General features: G+C 39.1%; 12 protein-coding genes. 7 read left to right on the top strand and 5 right to left on the bottom strand.

What is annotated here, in order from left to right; translation table 11 throughout:
- Nucleotides 1-48: 48 nt before the first annotated feature.
- From AACH28_RS10925 to AACH28_RS10940, 4 genes are all read right to left on the bottom strand, one after another.
- The gene (locus tag AACH28_RS10925) at nucleotides 49-1,188 is read right to left on the bottom strand and encodes a hypothetical protein (protein WP_341832946.1); all 1,140 of its coding nucleotides are present in this window, start codon (nucleotides 1,186-1,188) and stop codon (nucleotides 49-51) included.
- Between the two features lie 88 nt (nucleotides 1,189-1,276).
- The gene (locus tag AACH28_RS10930; RefSeq protein WP_115049664.1) at nucleotides 1,277-2,197 is read right to left on the bottom strand and encodes a dihydrodipicolinate synthase family protein; all 921 of its coding nucleotides are present in this window, start codon (nucleotides 2,195-2,197) and stop codon (nucleotides 1,277-1,279) included.
- Nucleotides 2,198-2,271: 74 nt separating this feature from the next.
- Nucleotides 2,272-3,837, bottom strand: a complete 1,566-nt coding sequence (locus tag AACH28_RS10935) for a RagB/SusD family nutrient uptake outer membrane protein (RefSeq protein ID WP_341832947.1) — start codon at nucleotides 3,835-3,837, stop codon at nucleotides 2,272-2,274.
- A gap of 9 nt (nucleotides 3,838-3,846) precedes the next feature.
- The gene (locus tag AACH28_RS10940; protein ID WP_312745777.1) at nucleotides 3,847-7,134 is read right to left on the bottom strand and encodes a SusC/RagA family TonB-linked outer membrane protein; all 3,288 of its coding nucleotides are present in this window, start codon (nucleotides 7,132-7,134) and stop codon (nucleotides 3,847-3,849) included.
- Between the two features lie 148 nt (nucleotides 7,135-7,282).
- Between AACH28_RS10940 and AACH28_RS10945 the strand changes: the two genes are divergently transcribed.
- The 4 genes from AACH28_RS10945 (at nucleotide 7,283) to AACH28_RS10960 (ending at nucleotide 12,861) form a co-directional block, all read left to right on the top strand.
- Nucleotides 7,283-8,011 (top strand): FadR/GntR family transcriptional regulator, encoded by a 729-nt coding sequence (locus tag AACH28_RS10945; RefSeq protein WP_112373680.1) that lies wholly within the window; start codon nucleotides 7,283-7,285, stop codon nucleotides 8,009-8,011.
- 336 nt (nucleotides 8,012-8,347) lie between these two features.
- Nucleotides 8,348-9,880 carry a sulfatase gene (locus AACH28_RS10950; RefSeq protein WP_341832948.1) on the top strand — a complete coding sequence of 511 codons (1,533 nt, stop codon included), beginning with the start codon at nucleotides 8,348-8,350 and terminating at the stop codon, nucleotides 9,878-9,880.
- A gap of 294 nt (nucleotides 9,881-10,174) precedes the next feature.
- Nucleotides 10,175-12,502, top strand: coding sequence for a carboxypeptidase-like regulatory domain-containing protein (locus tag AACH28_RS10955; RefSeq protein WP_341832949.1), 2,328 nt, complete (start codon nucleotides 10,175-10,177; stop codon nucleotides 12,500-12,502).
- Nucleotides 12,487-12,861, top strand: a complete 375-nt coding sequence (locus tag AACH28_RS10960; RefSeq protein ID WP_341832950.1) for a hypothetical protein — start codon at nucleotides 12,487-12,489, stop codon at nucleotides 12,859-12,861. The genes AACH28_RS10955 and AACH28_RS10960 overlap by 16 nt, the downstream gene beginning before the upstream one ends.
- Before the next feature lie 48 nt (nucleotides 12,862-12,909).
- Here the strand turns inward: AACH28_RS10960 and AACH28_RS10965 are convergent, their stop codons facing one another.
- A complete protein-coding gene (locus tag AACH28_RS10965) occupies nucleotides 12,910-13,521 on the bottom strand; it encodes a hypothetical protein (protein ID WP_341832951.1) in 612 nt (203 codons plus the stop codon).
- A 429-nt stretch (nucleotides 13,522-13,950) separates the two neighbouring features.
- On the opposite strand from AACH28_RS10965, the gene AACH28_RS10970 reads away from it, so the two are divergent.
- From AACH28_RS10970 to AACH28_RS10980, 3 genes are all read left to right on the top strand, one after another.
- A complete protein-coding gene (locus AACH28_RS10970; protein ID WP_341832952.1) occupies nucleotides 13,951-17,133 on the top strand; it encodes a SusC/RagA family TonB-linked outer membrane protein in 3,183 nt (1,060 codons plus the stop codon).
- Nucleotides 17,134-17,270: 137 nt separating this feature from the next.
- The gene (locus tag AACH28_RS10975; RefSeq protein WP_341832953.1) at nucleotides 17,271-17,930 is read left to right on the top strand and encodes a SusD/RagB family nutrient-binding outer membrane lipoprotein; all 660 of its coding nucleotides are present in this window, start codon (nucleotides 17,271-17,273) and stop codon (nucleotides 17,928-17,930) included.
- A 77-nt stretch (nucleotides 17,931-18,007) separates the two neighbouring features.
- Nucleotides 18,008-19,234 carry an IS4 family transposase gene (locus AACH28_RS10980; protein ID WP_073067027.1) on the top strand — a complete coding sequence of 409 codons (1,227 nt, stop codon included), beginning with the start codon at nucleotides 18,008-18,010 and terminating at the stop codon, nucleotides 19,232-19,234.
- Nucleotides 19,235-19,257 lie beyond the last annotated feature (23 nt).

Here is a 19,257-nt window from a genome sequence, read left to right on the forward strand (position 1 = left end):
AAGCTTTATCAGGGTTATATGAATTTTTTATATCTTATTTTTTCAATCCTATTTATTAGAAAATGTTGCTACTAAAATCTCAGGAGTACGAACGCCTGCCTTAATTTCGCCGCTAGGCAAAATGATCATGTCGTCCCAGACCACCGCTGTCGTGGTCACCGGCCCATCCGATGGCAGATCCGCCATCCGGCTCCATTTTTTAAGATTCAAATCATAGCGCCATATTGCTCTACCGAAACCAGGATGATTGATTTGCAATTTGTTTTTAGCATCAATAAGTTGCTGTCTCTTCGATGGATTCGCTTCCTTTTTAGCGTCAAAGATCAACGATTCCACCCGATGGAAGGTATCACCCCGATCTGCGCTCAGCAACCATATTCCTTGGTCGGGTAATAAACATGCGGTTCCTGCCGCAGCAGGAAAAGGAATGTCTGCCTGTTTAGACCAGGTACGACCATCATCGGTAGAGCACCATAGTTCATGATATAACGTTGAAGGGCTCTCAGGATGAGCCTTTCTTCCACCTAGTAGATAAAGATTATTTTGGCTATCAGACAACAATTGTACATGGGAGACGGCATAGGGTAATTTTCCCACACAGCCCCATCCTTTTTCAAGATGCGCCAGATCCAATTGCAAAACTTGGTCCGATACCGTATCCTGCTTTTCACCACCGACGATGACGAGTTTATTCCCATGAACTACCGCTCCCATATTGGCAAGCGGAAATGGGAGATCCGGAAAGTCTGACACCGAAATTTTCTTGTTAGAGCCATCGTATTTAATTAGTCGACAAGCGGCTGTTTTTCCTTCAGGAGTCTCTCCACCGATAACCAGCAATCCATCGGGTAGACTCAGGCTGGCAGCGTATGCAACCGCCATAGAAAGACTATCCTGCGCTGCTAAACGTAGTCTTACCCCTTCTTTTCTGTAAATAAATACTTCTTTTTGGATCTCTTTCGCACCGCCTTCCCAGGGTGGTAAATGCGGGAAATTCGCTCCACCGGCAATCAGAAGACAATCGCCTGTGACACCAGCTATTGGTCCTGCCAAACCAATATGCGCCTTTCCATCTTGCATAGCCGGCAACGTAATGCCTTTATGCCATTCCAATTGACCGACTTGCGCATCAACAGCTCCTGTAAACAGTATTCCCACGATAACTCCCATCCAATGTTGTTTTGTCATATCTATTTATTGTTGAACATACTCGCCAAGCTATTCTTAGTTATCTCCTGAGGGAAACACGTTAGCCCACAAGAACAAGTGAGCTAACTTAATGTGCGCAAAAACCCTGAAAGCCAACTTTCACCGCATCTTCCGTAAACAGTTCAAACTGCTCAACAGACATATTTTTCACGGGCAGTCTAAATGCTCCGCAGTCAAGCCCAATTAATTTCATATACGCTTTCCCTACTGAAATACCACCATACTTCCCTAACAACGTGATCATATCGATAGATTGCTGCTGCAAAGCATTAGCTTTTTCAAGCTCTCCCTTATCATAAGCCTCCATAAGTGCAAGGTATAAAGGTGCTGCGTAGTTATAGGTACTTCCGACCGCTCCTTTGTTACCTAATACCAAAGCGGACAGCATATTCTCATCTCTTCCCCATAACATATCATACTTGCGATCTGCATAATTCATACAGCTTAGAAAATCCATAAAATCTTCGTGTGTATATTTGATTCCCTTAAAATTGGGTATCACCCCATCAATCTGCTTCAACAGGTCGATCATCTGGAAATTTCCGCCGGTCAATACAGGAATATGATAATAATAGAAAGCCGTATTCGGTGCCGCACGTGCAATTTCCACACAACATTTTGCCAATTGATCCACATTAGCAGGTTTGAAATAAGATGGTGCAGTAAATGACACGACATCGACCCCTGCTTGCTCGGCCAGCCTAGCCAATTGTTGGCATTCTTTGATATTTGTTCCGCCCAGAAGCATCATGAGTGTAAATGCATCATCCTCTTTTGTCAATCTGGCCCAAGCTGTCATCACTGCAACTTTTTCCTCAAAAGTCAACGACACCCCTTCTCCGGTAGAGCCACAAATAAAGGCTCCCGTGACGCGGTTGCGCTTTAACATCGCATAGTATTGCGGAATCAGCTCAAGATTCAATTCTCCGTTTTCATCGAAAGGAGTAAATGGCGCTGCAATTAATCCTGAGATTTTTTGATTTAGCATATGGTATTTTATATAAAAAGTTAACAATATCCTGTCTCAGACCTTCGCGTGGGATTGAGACAGGATATTCGTTTTTAGGTTCCCTTATAACCTGGATTTTGCTGATCATTTAATTTGGGATCTACAGTAAGTGTCCCCAAGTCTATTGGCCATAAGATTTTATGTTTCTGACCATCAATATTGTTCAATACGCCGACTAAGTTCAAATCTTTACGAAACACCAATGGTTTTCCAGCAGAATCCTGCATGCGTCGCAAATCGAACCATCGCTTGCCCTCGGACACAAATTCCTTTGTACGTTCATAGAAGATCGCTAATTCGTTTGCCTCAAAACTGCTATTTATAAACAAAGGTGCTTTTCCAGCGTATGCCCGATTACGTACAGCCATGATTTCAGCAGTTGGATCCTCTCCCAATTTATTCTTAATTTCCGCCAACAATAAATAGGCTTCCGATAGACGATAAACAGGATAATCATCAGAATAGTTACGAACGCCGTCTATCAAAGTTCCCAAGAATTTTCTAAATACTATGGCAGATGTATTTCCTTTATTAAAATTAAGGAATGTTGCATTTGCCCTCGTATCAGCCTTTTCATATAATCTGTAGAGGTCCATTTTATACTCGTAACGGATCAAACCCGTGGATCCAGACTGAAGAGGATCTTTTGGAATTGCCTGCCCATTATCATCTACATAGCCTGTGATATCATCACTTGCCGCATAAATGAAATTACTGAAAAATGAAGTCGCTTCTCCATTTAGGTAACGAAGTACAAAGATCATTTCAGCATTACCTTTCATCGCTGGTACACTGGCAGATTTAAAGGCCTCTGCAAAATTGCTGACAAGCGTATATTTAGGAATTACTTCTTCTATAGCGGCTTTTGCAAGTTTTAATTCCGCAAGACTATTCTCTGGGGCCTTTCCATCCACATCAACTTTGGCCGACCATAAATATACCTCCGTTTTTAACATTTTTGTTGCCGCCAAAGACCATTGTGCTTTTTGATTTTTAGTCTCGTAGTTTCCTGAAAACGATTTTTCCGATTTATCAACTTCCGATTTGATAAAGTCTAAGGTTTCCTTTTCCGTTTCTGTTCGCGCCTTATATGCTTCTTCTGCCGAGGTCGGGGTATTAATTGCTGCTTGTGGTTCTGTCACCAAAGGCACCCGGCCATAAGTTCTAAACAAATAGAAATAATAAAAAGCACGCAGTCCGTAGGCTTGCCCCAAATAGTAGCCCTTTTGCAGATCTGTCAAATAATCGGCTTTCTCAACCTGATAAATAAAATTGTTTACCTGAAAAATTGGCGCGTACAATCCAGCCCAGCCCGATATGCCAGGAGAACTTTCACGAATATCCTGTGTAATTATCCCTGCTGAGTTCAATGATGCTGTTCCTGTAAAACTGGTACCATCTCTTAAGGTTCCCGCACGCAGTTCACCCAAATTCCATAAGTTTTGCTGTTGTCCACGTAACTGGGTGTGGAGTCCCAACATAGCACCAGCAACCTGCTCGTTGCTTTTCCAGAAACTGCCGCTGGCAAAGTAATCCTCGGGACTAAGGTCTAAGTCAATTTCTTTGCAAGAAGAAAACAGAAAAACTGCAAGACCTATATATATAAATATCTTTTTCATAATTTGGAATTAAAATGTTAATTGAAGCCCAAGTATAAATGTTTTAGGAAGAGGGTATCCGCCTCCATTTTGTCCCACACTTCCACTTTCAGGGGAGAACAATGTATTTTTTGACCAATAGTGTAAATTTTGGCCTGTGGCGGAGATGCTTAAATCTTCCATTTTTAATCGGTTAGCAATGGATTTAGGCAAGCGATAAGAGACATTAATCTCTCTAAATGCCAGATAATTTCCTTTATTATAAAACATACTACTTTCCCGACTCGTATTATTTTTAAACAATTGATCTGCCCAATAATAAGTCGGATATTTTGCATTTGGATTTTCAGGTGTCCATGTATCAAATACACTTGTTGTCGTATTGAATGTTCCCTGCATCATTCCAAGAAACCAGGCTCTCGGTCCGTCATAAGCAACATAGCCCAATGCGTAATCAAAACGGGTACTCAAGTTAATATTCTTCCAGCGCAAAGCTGCACCAAATCCGCCCGTCCATCTCGGCACTGTATTTCCCATATACACCCTATCATAAGAATTGATTATACCATCTCCGTTTACATCCTTCCACATAACATCGCCTAAAGCTAATGGATAGTATAAATTCTTCTCACTACTGGACAACGCATTATAGACATCCGGATGTACCAATGTACGTGCACCGATCAGATCCTTCAATTGCAAGGCATAGCTATCCAACTGTTCTTTTGTCCGAATGATCCCGATGGCTTCATAAGCATAAGCAACATTCGGGTCTTGCCCCTCCTGATTGCCTCCTACCCAAATGAGTTCTTTGGATTTTGGATCATAAACCTGTAAACCGCCTTGTCTGTTATTTTCAACGCCATTAAAAGGCAATTTTAAGATCTTGTTCTTATTATACGCCGTATTCCAATTAAAGCTTAGATCCCAATCTTTCCTTCTCAGCATTTGATAATTCACCCCAATTTCGACTCCCTGATTCTGCATATCACCATTGTTGGTCGTAATTGTAGTAAAACCGGCTGAAGCTGGTAATGATAAACTTGCAATCTTATCTTTAGTCGTCCGATGATAATAGGCAAGACTCAAATCAATCTTATTTAAGATTCTGGATTCAAGTCCGACTTCTTTTGTAATCAAACTCTCCCATTTGAGGTTTGGAATTGAAAGCGTGGACATGGTGTACCCCACTTGCCCATCATACTTGTTTGTGCCATATGAACCTTGAAGTGTATAAGATCCGATTCCACTGACATTACCGTTCCCTCCATAACTAGCGCGTAATTTTAACGTATTTACGACTTTATCAGTGCCTAAATAATCCTTCAGGAAATCTTCACGGTGTAGAGCCCAACCGACTGAAACTCCAGGAAAGGTTCCCCATCGATTATTTAGTAATGTCGAATAACCATCTCTACGCGCAGTCAATGTCAAAAGGTATTTTTCTTTATAGTCATAGTTTACTCGTCCAAAATAGGACATTATACGTTGTCGATCATGGTATGAATCGATACTTCTTTTATTGGCCTCTGGACTCGTTAATCCAAGATCCATAAAGTCGTCTGTTGGAGCTCCACTTCCCGCAGCTGTAAATCCATTGTTATACGTATCAAAAAATTCCGACCCCAACATCGCGTCAATATGATGCGAACTCGCGATTTCAGTTCTGTAATTTAAGACTGCGTTATAGGTTTGATTATATATTTTATCATAGGAAGCCGAGGAATTTCTTGTGCGAACATAATTTCCTGGGCTGGCTATATAATCCTTATTAAAGGACTCCGAAGTAGACTGGTTAAAAAACCAGTTTCCACTGACGCGTAAGCTAAGATTCTCCAAAAAATTAATTGTAAAAGCTTGGGTAAGCGTAAGCTTCTGATTTAGATTTTTACGAATGAACTTATCATCATTTACCAGAGGGTTCCCATCTTGATAATCACGACCAACGAGCAGATCTCCATTGGCATTTGTACCACGCATTGTTGGAGGGGCCCCCAGTGCCCGCGTCATATAGTTTCCTTCTCCGTTAATAGCGTCACGCCATTTCGTATACGCGAAATTCACCCCTGACAATGAATGTAGCCAAGGTTTAACTTTATATTCGCCATTTAACACAAAAGTTGTACGATCATAAAAAGTATTGATTGGCATCCCTTTCTCGTTATACTTCCCCACACTTCCATAATATTTACCTTTATCGTTCCCACCTTGTAATGCGATATTATAATCTTGCGTCAAACTAGCATCACGAAGTGCATATTTAGCATAATCAAAATCTTTAAAAATTAGTTCTTTTCCAGTTACAGGATCAATCATGGTCTGCCATCCCTGTTGCAACAATTCACGATTGGTATCATCGAGCAACATGGTACTCCACACGGCATTGCTGGTAAGATTACCATCTAGGATATTTCCTTTATCATCCTTATATTTATTCCCCGTACCAAAGGGGCCCACACTCGTTAATTGATTCAATTGGGACGGTTGATATTGCCCAGATACCTGAACACCTTTTCTACTCCAGTTTAAGTAATCTTTGGCACTTAGGAAATCAAAAGGGTTGTTCAATTTATTGACACCAACTTTAGACGACAATGTAATATTGGAAACACCTTCTTTTCCCCTTTTTGTGGTTATCAATATCACACCGTTTGCAGCCCTAGCACCATAAATTGCTGTAGCAGAAGCATCTTTTAAGACATCTATCGATTCAATGTCATTTTGATTAATGTCATTAAATCCATTTCTAATCAAGCCGTCAACAATAACCAATGGCGTGCCACCGCCGCCATACGTAGTCCCACCTCGAAGCACAACCGTGGGTACAGCTCCCGGTCTTCCTGAAGTTTGCTGCACTCGAATACCCGGTATCGTACCCGCTAAAGCAGAAGCTGGGTTCGAGCGAACTCCAGTTTCAAGCACTTTTTTATCCAAGCTGCTTACAGACCCCGTTAAATTCGACTTCTTCATTTTTCCATACCCCACCACCACGACTTCATCCATTTGCTCAACCTTGGACTCGAGTTTGATATCCAATTGATTTAATTGCCCAACTTTCACTTCATATGGTCTATACCCCGTAGACGTGATCATTAATACGGTATTGGGATTCGTGCTGATCGAGAATGTTCCATCAGCGTTTGTCTGCAAAGATTGGCTGGACCCTTTGACTTTTACAGTAACATTGCCAAGCAATTCCCCTGTCTTTGCATCGGTAATTTTACCCCGCACGGCATGGTCTTGTGCTTGCGCTAAGAGCATGTTGCCCATCAAAATAGACAGGCTGAGAAGGGTTCGTAATTTTAGGTTTGAATACATATTGGTTTGTATTAAGTATTACATATATGCAAATATATAAATTACAAAATGTAAAAAACAAATTTTAATTAAATTATGTATAACATATTAATCACATTTATTAATTATCTTTGCCTTAACGCGCCTAATGCGCTATTATGTAATATATATGGAACCGAATTCTTCGCTCATAGAACATCTGAATACAATTGATACTTCTTCTCTTGTAGATCGTGCCGAAAAAGAAATCATCAATCTTTTTGTCAATCAAGGCTTAAAGGTTGGAGATGCTTTACCTAAGGAAATTGAGCTGGCAGAAACCCTTGGCGTAAGTCGTACGGTGGTTCGCGAAGCCATGTTGCGGTTGCGTATGGTCGGATTGATCGAGTCCAAAAAACATCGCGGAGCTGTTTTAACGAGTCCAGATCTTATAAAACCCCTACGCAAATCACTTTATCCGACCATTATGGAAAACAAGACCTTACAGGATCTTTTTGAAATGCGTATGGTTCTGGAGATAGGTATGGCGGATATTCTCTTTGAACATATACAAGAAAAGGACATTGAGGAATTGGAAGCGATCGTTGCAAAAGAACCTATAGATGCAGATAATACTATTTTCGACATTGAAACTGAAATTGCCTTCCATGGTAAGCTTTACGAAATAACTGGAAATACGATTCTCAAAGACTTTCAGAACATGCTTTTACCTGTTTTTCAATATGTGCACAGCAGTGGCTTACTGACCAGTCCCAGCTCATCGAAAAGCTTTATCTCACACCGAGGCCTAGTAGATATATTGAAGGTGGGCAATGCTGAGGTGTTTCGAAATGCCATGCGCAAGCATCTTGATAATCATTATCAGCGCCTCTTTTTATATAAGAAATCTATTGGATAATCTGTTTAACAGGATTGATTCACTTTACGATAGAAAGGCCCGATTATATGATTGGGCTTTAAGCATCTACTAAAGCGAAGAGTATACACTTAATATTGCCTTAAATCCCATAATTGTCCTATAAAAAAGATCTGATCTATCCTTTATTCTCATTGTAATCCGAATCAAAAATACAGCGGCAATGATATGAAAAAGTAAATTCACTCACTTAATTATTTTATGTAATACATAATAATCATTATCTTAGTCAGCATTATAATGCTTCGCTAACGCTATACTATTTCAAATCGCATAGCTTAAAAAAGCTTGATTCATTCAATTTAAACCGAAAACACAATGAAACTCAGGATCTTTTTATTTGCTGTACTCGCAACATTTCTGCATAAAAATACATTTGCACAAAAAAAGCCTAATATCATTATCATTATTTCCGATGATCATGCCTATCAGGCAATAGGCGCCTATGGTTCGAAATACGGAAAAACACCACAGATAGATCGCATCGCTGCTCAGGGTGCTCTATTTAAAAATGCGTTTGTAAACAATTCCATCTGCGGACCATCCCGGGCTACATTATTGACGGGCAAGTACAGCCATAAAAATGGATTCAAAGACAATGAAACTTCTGAATTCGACTTTAGCCAAGATCTTTTTGTGAAACAGCTCCAAAACGTAGGTTACAATACCGCTTGGGTGGGTAAAATTCACTTAGGAGACAAACTGCAAGGTTTCAACTATTATGACATTCTTGTTGGGCAGGGAACCTATTTTAATCCAGATTTTATCAGCAAAGAGGGCCGCAAACGCACTGAAGGGTATGTATCCGATATCGTAACCGAAAAAGCAATTGATTGGTTAGATACCGTAGATGCTGAGAAGCCCTTTTGTCTAATCATCGGTCACAAAGCTACACACCGTACCTGGATGCCGGATCCAAAGGACTTTGGGAGCTATGATGCTGTAAAATTCACCTTACCGGCTACTTTCTACGACAATTACCAAAGTAGGCCGGCAGCTGCATTGCAGGAAATGTCCATTGACAAGGACATGAAAATGGGCTACGATCTCAAAATGTTCAATTCGTTGGAAGACATGATGGCCGACGGTAACTTCAAGCGGATGAACCAAACTCAAAAGGACAGCTATATCGCCTATTACCGTCCTATTTATGAACAATTGAAACAGGGTAATTTGACAGGAAAACAGCTCGCTGAATGGAAATTTAGACGATATATGATTGATTATCTCAATACTGCCCAATCCATGGACCGCAACATCGGGAAAGTATTGGATTATTTAGATCGAAAATCCCTCGCTGAAAATACAATTGTAATCTATCTTTCAGACCAAGGTTTTTATATGGGTGAACATGGCTGGTTCGATAAACGTTGGATGTATGAGGAGTCTTTTCGTACACCAATGACCATGCGGTACCCAGCCCTGTTACACCCAAACTCAACTATAAATGCTAAAATTGTCAACGCTGATATCGCTCCCACGCTATTGGAATTAGCTGCTATCCAAAAACCGAAAGATATGCAAGGTGAATCTTTTGTTCATGTTCTGAAAAATAACAGCGAGGAACATCGGAAAGATCTGTTCTATCATTATTTTGAAAATGGCGAACATGCCGTGAGCCCCCACTTTGGTGTTCGTGATGATCGGTATAAATTGATCCGCTATTATAAACGGATCGAAAATTGGGAACTCTTTGACCTTCAAAAGGATCCCAATGAACTCCATAATGTCTACAAGGATCCTACCTATCGAAGCGTCGTCAAACGGATGAAAAAGAAACTTCTCACGCAAATGCGCCAATTTGATGACAAAGAAGCAGAAGCAATTTACAAAATCAACATCGACCAATAATGCCATGAGGGTATCCGATCTACTGGATACCCTCATTTTAATACTATACCCTTCTTCAAATTGCTTATCGAAATGCTAGCTATATCGTGAAACACAATATAATCATCGCAAAAAGATTGCCCTTCAAACAAATAATTCAAAAGATATTGTAACAAATAAAATCCGCAATCGATTGTTTTTTTAAATAAATTTTCATTTATAATATAAAATTCATTTCTTTAATATTGTATTAAAATGATTTACATTTAATCATTTTGACCCTCAATATAGCCAAGATATACGTACTTAAATTTTATGAAAATTTACTTATTTTTAATTTTATTACTAACCACAACTATAGTTATAGGCCAATCGAAGGGAAAAGTTCTCGGGACGGTATTTTCTCAAAACGCGGAACCATTAGAAAAAGCAACTGTAACGATTCTCAATTCAAAAGACTCTTCCGTGGTTTCCTATCTCCTTACTGATACAAAAGGTAAGTTTGAATTTGTTAAAATTCAAACAGGCACCGCACTAACACTTTTTATTTCACATGTCAATGCAAATCCCTTTCGTCAAGAATTCAATATTCCTAACGGAGAAAATTATGATTTCACTCTATTAAAGCTCGATTCCAAAAGTCTCGATGAAGTAGTCGTCAATATCGTTCCCCCCGTGCGGATGAATAAAGATACGTTAGAATATAACACCAACTTCTTCAAAACTCGCCCCAACGCCAACGTAGAGGAATTGCTCAAAGAACTACCTGGTCTGCAGGTCAATATGGATGGTTCGATTTACTATCAAGGAAAAGAGGTTTCAAAAGTAAAAGTAAATGAAAAGGATTTCTTTTCGAGTGATCTCCGTATTGCTACACGAAACCTGGACGCTTCGCTTATTAAAACTGTACAGGTGTACCGTGATAAGGGTGAAACAAAAAAGGATAATGAAGACAAAGATAAACTGCCGATCACGATTAATTTAAAATTTAAGAAAGATTTCCTCAGAGCGAGCTTCGGTAAGCTCTATGGCAGTGCCGGTACCCGGAGTAGATATGAGGCTGGCGGTTTATTCAATACATTTAAGGATACACTCCAGCTGAGTTTAATCGGTTTCGGAAATAACATTAACCGCCAAAGTTTTGACTACAATGAATTGAACCAAGAAGCTGGGCTTGGTCGTTCCGAAAATTATGGTTTTGATAATTTTGGAGGTAGAAACTATTCAGGTAAAGCCAACGATATAGGCTTAGGATTTAACCTCAACAATGACTGGGGAAAGAAAACCAAGTTGAATATCATGTATATGCTGAAATATAATAAAGCCGAAAATCAGAATACAGGCAATCAAATTTCTTTATTCGACCAGGAAAAACAATATTCAGAATCCAATTACCAACAACAGGAGAGATCTGTAGGGCATAATATCAAAACCCTGCTCCGTCATCGCATGGACACCACAGCCTACTTTGAATTTACACCGAGTTTGGGTATCAATACAAAAAACAGCTCAACCTTAGGAAGGAACCGCTCCTATACGGATCTCAAAAAACTAAATGACGCAACAGGTACAGGAGGAAATAATGAAAATACACTAAACTATTCACATGGTTTCTATATCGAAAAACAACTCCATAAAAATCATATTGTATCGTTTAGAAATACGGTTTCCATCAATACCAATGAAAAGACCGACAGCTCTTTCCAGCTTACCAATATTTACGATACAGCGAATCCTCAAACTAGTCTATGGCATAAAAACCTAACACAAAATAATTCCAACAATCTCTATTTTAGTGCTGCCTATTACAATAAAACTATTAAAAAACTCAACTTTGATTATTATTTTACCTATGTCACCAACCGGCAGGGACCACAGGAGAGTGTGTACATCAACCGCGACAGTACTGGAGAAGTACATGCCGCTCCCTATGAAAATAGTTACCGTTACAAATACCAGGATTATATTACGGGGATTATATTTTACTGGAGACCAACCAAAGATTTCAACGTAAAATTTGGAACAGCCTATCAAGTAAAGGCAAATCATTTTGATTTACTTAAAATCAATTCGGTCGAGAAATCATCTTTAGGCTACTGGCTTCCCAATATTAACATCCGTTATAAAGATCTAAACCTCGGCTGGTACAAAGATCTCGAGTCTCCCGAACTCTACGGAATTCAACAGCTCGTCATGGATCTAAATCCATTGTATACGCGAAAGACATCTTTTATATTCAACAATATCGAAAAACAGAATGTTAGTATATCCTACTATAAGTATACCTCGAAATTGCAGTTTAATGTCAATGGGAATATCAATTATGTCAATAACAGCATCGGGAGCCGTAGCTGGCGAAACAACAATACAGGACAAATGACCACCCAGATGTTTCTTGCTGGCTCAAAATATAACTATAGTGCCTATACTTACCTGAGATACAACCTAAAAGCTAATAAAAATTGGTCATTCTATCTATCGCAAAACAACAATATCTACACCTATGAAAATTATAGTTCCATCAATGATGTTGATAATAAAGGGACCAATATAGGGATTAATGCCAGCCAACAATTTTCCGCGACGTGGAAAAACATGGTGACGATATCACCACAGTACACTTATTCTTGGAACAAAACATAAATTCGGTAAAAGATAACCCCGACTTTATTGAATCAACCTATTCAACACATAAAATTGGCGCAGGATTGAATATTAATCCGATCCACGGGTTTTCATTGGAATCTACCTACTCGCTAGATAACCGGGCCAGCGGATTGAGTGGAAGAAAAAACTACCATATCTTAAATGCTTCAGTCTATTACACATTGAAAAACAATTCACAGCTAAAATTGACTGGCTTTGACATATTGAATCAGAATACCCAAAATTATTGGGGCAGTCAGGGCAACAGGACGTATTTTGGAAATTCACTAACATTAAAACAATATTTTATGGTAGGTTATATTCACAAGTTTAATATTGTCAAAACAAAGAAATAGATCAGGTAAAGAGCTGAAGCTTGTTTATAACAACGATAAAAATAATCATTACAATCTTTTAATATTCGATATCTTACTTTTCATTTCTTCAAGTTCAGCTCGTGATAAACGTTGCTTTTCAGAATAGCTATCTGCATGTTGCTCGCGCAATTTGCATAGGCCCTTTCGGCTATCCGCTTCATAATCGTTTAGGTCAAAGATAACAGAGTCTTTCGTTAAATTGGCGATGCGATAAAGCGTACGCATGGTTTTTCCATCTTTTGTATAAGAAAACTCATACACATCGCCAACCTTTGGATCTTTCAGGTATTTTTCCTTCTTTTTTGCGCCGGAAATTCCTGCTATAACAATAGCGGATACAAAAAGTCCAATCAGAACTAAGCCCGCAAAATATCCAATAGGTGTTTTACGGATAGTTCCCGATGATATGGACTGAAGTGTTTGTGGGTCGATTTCACGTTGATAACTTAGCTTTTTGCAATGGGTACACATGGTAATAATCTCCGAGGCATATGGAAATAGGGGTATCCAAAAAATATGAATGTACTTCACTTGTCTGTATGCAAAAAGAGACTGAGCAGTACCACAATATGCACAGTTGCCAATCGCCGATTGCGATCTGTTAGCTAATACCTTTGTTCTTGTGCCAAAAATAATCATTTTGTTATACGTTTTATTACATGGAATGGCTGAACAAGAATGTTGCCCTTTCCTATTTAAGAATACAAAGATTTACAATTCGTGCGTCGCTGTTTATGATTCGTATCCGCCAATCAATATTCTGATAGGCAACATATTGCATAGAACATATGAAGGTATTCCGGAAAGAAAACGAACTTGATTAATTAGCCTCCCCGCTCCTTTAACGACCACATCTCATCATTCTGACTCAAAAATTACAAAAAACAAAAAAACAAAGTATAGTTATCAGGTAGATTTTATATATTTGCATTAACATTTTTTAACACATGAAACAGCATACAGATAATATCCTTGAAAAACGAATGTCCTAAGGGGATGTTTTTACAGGTAAATTTCAAATATCTCCTATAACCCAACTCAAACAATAAACTCACTATTATAATTAATATGGCAAAAAATAACATAAATTTTGTCGTAATGGCCGCGCTTTGTCTTAGTACTGGTGCGCTATACGCACAAACCACTATAAAAGGAAAAGTAGTCGACAACAACAACAATCCTATCCAAGGGGCTACAGTTACCGAAACAAGCAGTAAAAAGCAGGTTCAAACAGATGCAAATGGATTATTTGAGTTCCCTTCGACCGGAAGCTCACTCAACATCAGCATTCAATACATTGGCTTTGAAACTAGGACTGTTCAAACCAATCCTACAGGTTTCACGACTGTTCAACTTCTGCCAACGACTTCACAGCTAAATGAAGTCGTTGTGACAGCCTTAGGTATTTCCCGCGAAAAAAAATCATTGGGTTACGCCGTACAGGAAGTTAAATCTGTTGAACTTCAGACGCGTCCCACCAATGCCCTCAGTGCCTTGTCTGGAAAAGTTGCAGGACTTCAAGTAACGACCTCAGGTGGAAATATGGGTGGATCTTCCCATGTTTTACTGAGAGGTATTAACTCAATCGCGGGGAACAATCAACCTCTATATGTTATTGATGGTACCCCAATTGATAATACCGATCTAAACTCTTCTTCTACTATCAACGGAAGTGCCGGTAAAGACGTTGGTAACATGATACAAGATATCAACCCAGACGACATTGATAATATTTCGGTATTAAAGGGGCCTTCTGCTGCTGCACTTTATGGTTCTAGGGCAGCCAATGGAGTTATATTGATTACCACCAAACGTGCATCAAAAGGTGAAAAAATAGATATTTCCTTAAATACTGGGGTTGATTTTGAAAATATCGTTCGATTACCCAAAAGACAACATCTCTATGGTCAAGGGTATTCTACAAGCTTTCAAACCCAAAACATCAACGGAACAGACTACAAAATAGTCGATTACGCCGCAGACGAAAGCTGGGGACCAAAACTGGACGGCACACCTGTGCTTCAATGGTATAATCTAAACCCTGAAGATGAGGCTAACTATTTAAATCCTTCTCCGTGGATTTATCCTAAAAATGATGTTAGTTATTTCTTTCGGACAGGTGTATCCAACACCAACAATTTTGCCATAGCAGGAAATAGCGGAAATACAAATTATCGCTTTTCCTACACTAATAAAAATGTAACGGGAACAACACCTAACTCCAGTTTGGGACGTAATACGTTTAACTTCTCAGGAGGTACACAATTAGGTAAACTGAAGATTAATTCGAATTTCAACTATATCCGTAATGCATCAGTAGGCCGTCCATGGACAGGTGCTTCCAATAGAAATATTATCCTGGAAGCATTCCAATGGGGAGCTGTACAAGTCGATTACAAAATACTGGAAAACTACAAACGTGAAGACGGAACCCCGTTAGCCTGGAACCGAACGGGATGGCAAAATACGCCTGCCGCCGAGGCGACCCGCTTTATTGATAATCCCTATTGGTCAGCCTATGAGTCGTACATGGAGGACAATAGAGATCGTTTCTACGGTAATATTGGTTTACAATATGACTTAAACAATTGGCTAACTTTAGGAGCTAAAGTACATGGAGATATTTATTCATTCCAATCCCAAGATCGAATTGCGGTATACTCACGAAGCACTTCTCAATACGAAGAAGCGAACAATAAGTTAAATGAATACAACTACGAATTTTTGGCTACCGCCAAGAAAAATTGGGATAAATTCTCCCTTATAGGAAACGTAGGCGCCAATCTCCGTGACCAGCAGCGGAAGCAAGACTACGCGATTACACAGGGTGGTTTGATTATTCCTAATTACTATAACCTGAAAAATGCCAATGCAGTTAAAATTGACAACTTCCGATACCATAGACGCATTGCATCAATCTATGGTAGCTTTTCTTTGGGATACAACGATTTTCTATACTTAGATGGAACAATACGTAATGACTGGTCATCTACATTGCCGACCAACAACAATTCATTTATATATCCATCCCTGACAGGTAGTTTTGTTTTTAGCCAATTGGAAGCCTTTAAAAAATTGGATTGGCTTAGTTTTGGTAAAATCCGCTTGGGATGGGCTCAAGTCGGAAATGACACAGATCCTTATCAATTGTATAAAGTCTACGAACCCGAACAATCCTTTGATGGACAAGCATCCTATGGGCTTCCAAGCACTAAACCAAATGCTAATCTAAAACCTGAAATTACCAGCTCTTGGGAGACAGGCGTAAATCTACAATTATTCAAAAATCGACTAGGATTTGATGTAACCTATTACAACAACAATTCTAGGAATCAAATCTTACCAGTTCCTGTTTCATCATCATTCGGGTATGCCGGAAAAGTATTCAATGCTGGAAAAATTAATAATAAAGGAATTGAAGTCGTCTTAAATGGTACCCCTATCAAACACGAAAATTTTACTTGGGATGCGACAATCAACTGGGCTAAAAATAAAAACAAAGTCATTAAACTGGATGATCAGGTCAATACATTGAGCTTAAGCAATTCCTTGGTCGAGCTCGTTGCACGTGAAGGAGAATCTTATGGTCAATTTTTGGGTTACGACTTTGTCTATGCTCCGGATGGACAACGCGTTGTACAGGCAGATGGCACCTACATGAAAACATCACAGTTGGTTCCTTTAGGGTCAGTACTACCCGATTTTACCTTCGGTATCCAAAACAGTTTCCGTTACAAAAACTTTAGTCTAGGCTTTTTAGTCTCGGGTCGAGTGGGTGGAAAATTCTTCTCACAAACCTATAAAGTTGGTATGTATTCGGGTATTTTGGATAAGACAGCTGCAAATAATATTCGTGAAACAGGTGTCGTTCTCGATGGCGTTAAGGGAGATGTTGCATTCCATAGTGATGGTTCGTATGATGTGAGTAACATCCAGCAGAATACCACCAATATTACCGCACAACAATGGGCGCGCAATGAATATAATGGCCCAACAACATTTTCAATTTTCGATGCAACATATGTTAAGTTAAGGGAAGTTATGCTGGGATACAATTTCAAATTAACTAATCCCAAAATTATCAAAAACATTGGCGTGAATGTATACGGACGTAACCTTTGGAACATTTATACCAAGAGTAAATATATTGATCCAGAGTTTACATCCAGCGGTGGAAATGTGCAGGGTATCGAAGGTGGAAATATACCTCTTCCGGTTACTTATGGCTTTAACGTTAATCTTAAATTTTAGAAGAATGAAATTCATCATGATTTATTCCGTAATATCCAAACCGGATAAATCTGATCGTTCATCAGCTTTAAAAGATAAACCAAGTGCAACTGATTCATAGATAATCAGAACAAGCACTTATAAATAAATATACACAGATGAAAATATCAAACATACTACATACTTCATTCATTGGCCTATCGCTTATTGCTACTTCGTGCTCCAAATCCACATTTAGCGATATCAATACAGATCCAAATCGACCTGCTTCTGTCACAACGCCAACAATTCTAGTGACAGCCGAGAAACAGCTAGTCAGTGCATTACGAAGTGAAGAGGTAAGCCTACGTGGTGCTCAATTATTTGCTCAGTATTTCAGTCAGAACATCTATACAGACCAATCTCGTTATCAAATACCAACAAGCTATTCAGACAACTATTGGACTGCGACCTACAAATCACTTAACAATTTAAATGAAATTATTAAGCTAAATACCAATGAATCCACTAAAGCGATTGCATCGGCAGGAACAGCAGGTACAAATACCAATCAGATTGCGATAGCAAGAATACTCAAGGCTTACGCTTTTCAGTCGCTAACAGATGTTTTTGGTGATATCCCATATGAATCTTATGGCAATAAAGATGCAGATTTTGAAGCTCTGCAGCAGGACCCGGATAACCTGACGCCGAAATATGCTAGTCAAGAGAAAATATACAAAGATATTCTCAATGAATTACAGCAGGCAGCTGATACACTAGCAAAGTATCCAACAGCCACGACTTTCGGAACAGCTGATATTATTTATCACTACTAACCGACAAAAAAATATAAGGAGCCATCTGTTCAGGTAGCTCCTTTTTTCATATTTTAGTTTTACTACACACTAAAAATATGAGCCATAAAAATACAGAAAAGAATTTAGTCGGTCAGCCAATTTTCAAACAAATATTGCAATTTATCCCCCGCAACAAGTTTGATTTATTGGTTAACAAGCATCAATCAGACCGATATTATAAAACATTTGATTCGTGGACGCATTTGATGACGATGCTTTTCGGCATATTCAGCCGATGCGATTCTATGGGTGAAATATGCGATGGGATGCAAGGTTTGGCAGGGAAACTCAATTATTTGGGAATGGAAAAATCTCCCGCCAAGAGCACGGCAGGCGATGGGCTTCGGGGCAGGGACAATGAATTTTTCAAGGATGTCTATTTTATGTTATTGGAACATTTCAAGTCCGTTTTGTCGGTCAGCCGTATTGATAATGTTTCTTTTGCCAAGCTTTTTATCTTCGATTCCAGTACCATACGCTTGTTTTCAGACATTATGAAAGGAGTAGGCAGAAACCCCAAGAACGAAGGAAAGAAAAAAGGCGGACTGAAAGTACACATGATGACAGATGCCCACAGCGATACGCCTGAATTTGTGAAAATCAGCGAAGCTAAACTGCACGACAAAAATTTTCTTCAGTATTTGAATCTGGCAGCCCACAGCATGATTGTTTTTGACAGAGCTTACAATCATTACCTGCAATTTGCCCATTGGACGGAGCAACAAGTCAATTTTGTGTGCAGATTGAAGAAAAATGCGGTATATCAAGTAGAGGAAGAACTCTTCAGACAAGAGTTGCAAGACGGAGAATCCGGTGTTTTGCTGGAAGAGCACGTTCATCTCATTTACAAAGAAGACAATAAGCAAAAGACTTTATGCCTCAGAAAAGTAAACTACAGGGATGATAAAGGGCGGATTTTTGAGTTTATCACCAATAATTTTGAAATCAGCCGGGAAGAAGTCGCTTTTTTGTACAAACTTCGTTGGAACATTGAACTATTGTTCAAAAAACTCAAACAAAACTTCCAGTTACATTATTTTTATTCCGAAACAGAAAACGGCATCAAAACCCAAATTTGGTGTACCCTGATTGCACAGCTACTGTTGCAAGTTCTACGTGTAAAATCAAAGAGCAAAAAGGCATTTTCTACCATTGCGGCACTCATCAGGATTCATTTAATCAGCCATCTGGAAATATTTTGGATGGTACAGAACAGCAGGAGAACTTACACGAAACAGAAAAAACGAAGAAAACCACCTTGGATACAGACAGAATTGTTCTGAAAAACAGAGAGGTGAGTTTTTGT

Source organism: Sphingobacterium thalpophilum (assembly GCF_038396785.1).
GTDB classification, from domain to species: domain Bacteria; phylum Bacteroidota; class Bacteroidia; order Sphingobacteriales; family Sphingobacteriaceae; genus Sphingobacterium; species Sphingobacterium thalpophilum_A.

Bases quoted from the DNA above. Each gene is read 5' to 3' on its own strand.
- AACH28_RS10950 (WP_341832948.1), top strand. From the start codon at position 8,348: ATGAAACTCAGGATCTTTTTATTTGCTGTACTCGCAACATTTCTGCAT.
- AACH28_RS10980 (WP_073067027.1), top strand. From the start codon at position 18,008: ATGAGCCATAAAAATACAGAAAAGAATTTAGTCGGTCAGCCAATTTTC.
- AACH28_RS10925 (WP_341832946.1), bottom strand. From the start codon at position 1,188: ATGACAAAACAACATTGGATGGGAGTTATCGTGGGAATACTGTTTACA.
- AACH28_RS10945 (WP_112373680.1), top strand. From the start codon at position 7,283: ATGGAACCGAATTCTTCGCTCATAGAACATCTGAATACAATTGATACT.
- AACH28_RS10965 (WP_341832951.1), bottom strand. From the start codon at position 13,521: ATGATTATTTTTGGCACAAGAACAAAGGTATTAGCTAACAGATCGCAA.
- AACH28_RS10975 (WP_341832953.1), top strand. From the start codon at position 17,271: ATGAAAATATCAAACATACTACATACTTCATTCATTGGCCTATCGCTT.
- AACH28_RS10940 (WP_312745777.1), bottom strand. From the start codon at position 7,134: ATGTATTCAAACCTAAAATTACGAACCCTTCTCAGCCTGTCTATTTTG.
- AACH28_RS10955 (WP_341832949.1), top strand. From the start codon at position 10,175: ATGAAAATTTACTTATTTTTAATTTTATTACTAACCACAACTATAGTT.
- AACH28_RS10935 (WP_341832947.1), bottom strand. From the start codon at position 3,837: ATGAAAAAGATATTTATATATATAGGTCTTGCAGTTTTTCTGTTTTCT.
- AACH28_RS10970 (WP_341832952.1), top strand. From the start codon at position 13,951: ATGGCAAAAAATAACATAAATTTTGTCGTAATGGCCGCGCTTTGTCTT.
- AACH28_RS10930 (WP_115049664.1), bottom strand. From the start codon at position 2,197: ATGCTAAATCAAAAAATCTCAGGATTAATTGCAGCGCCATTTACTCCT.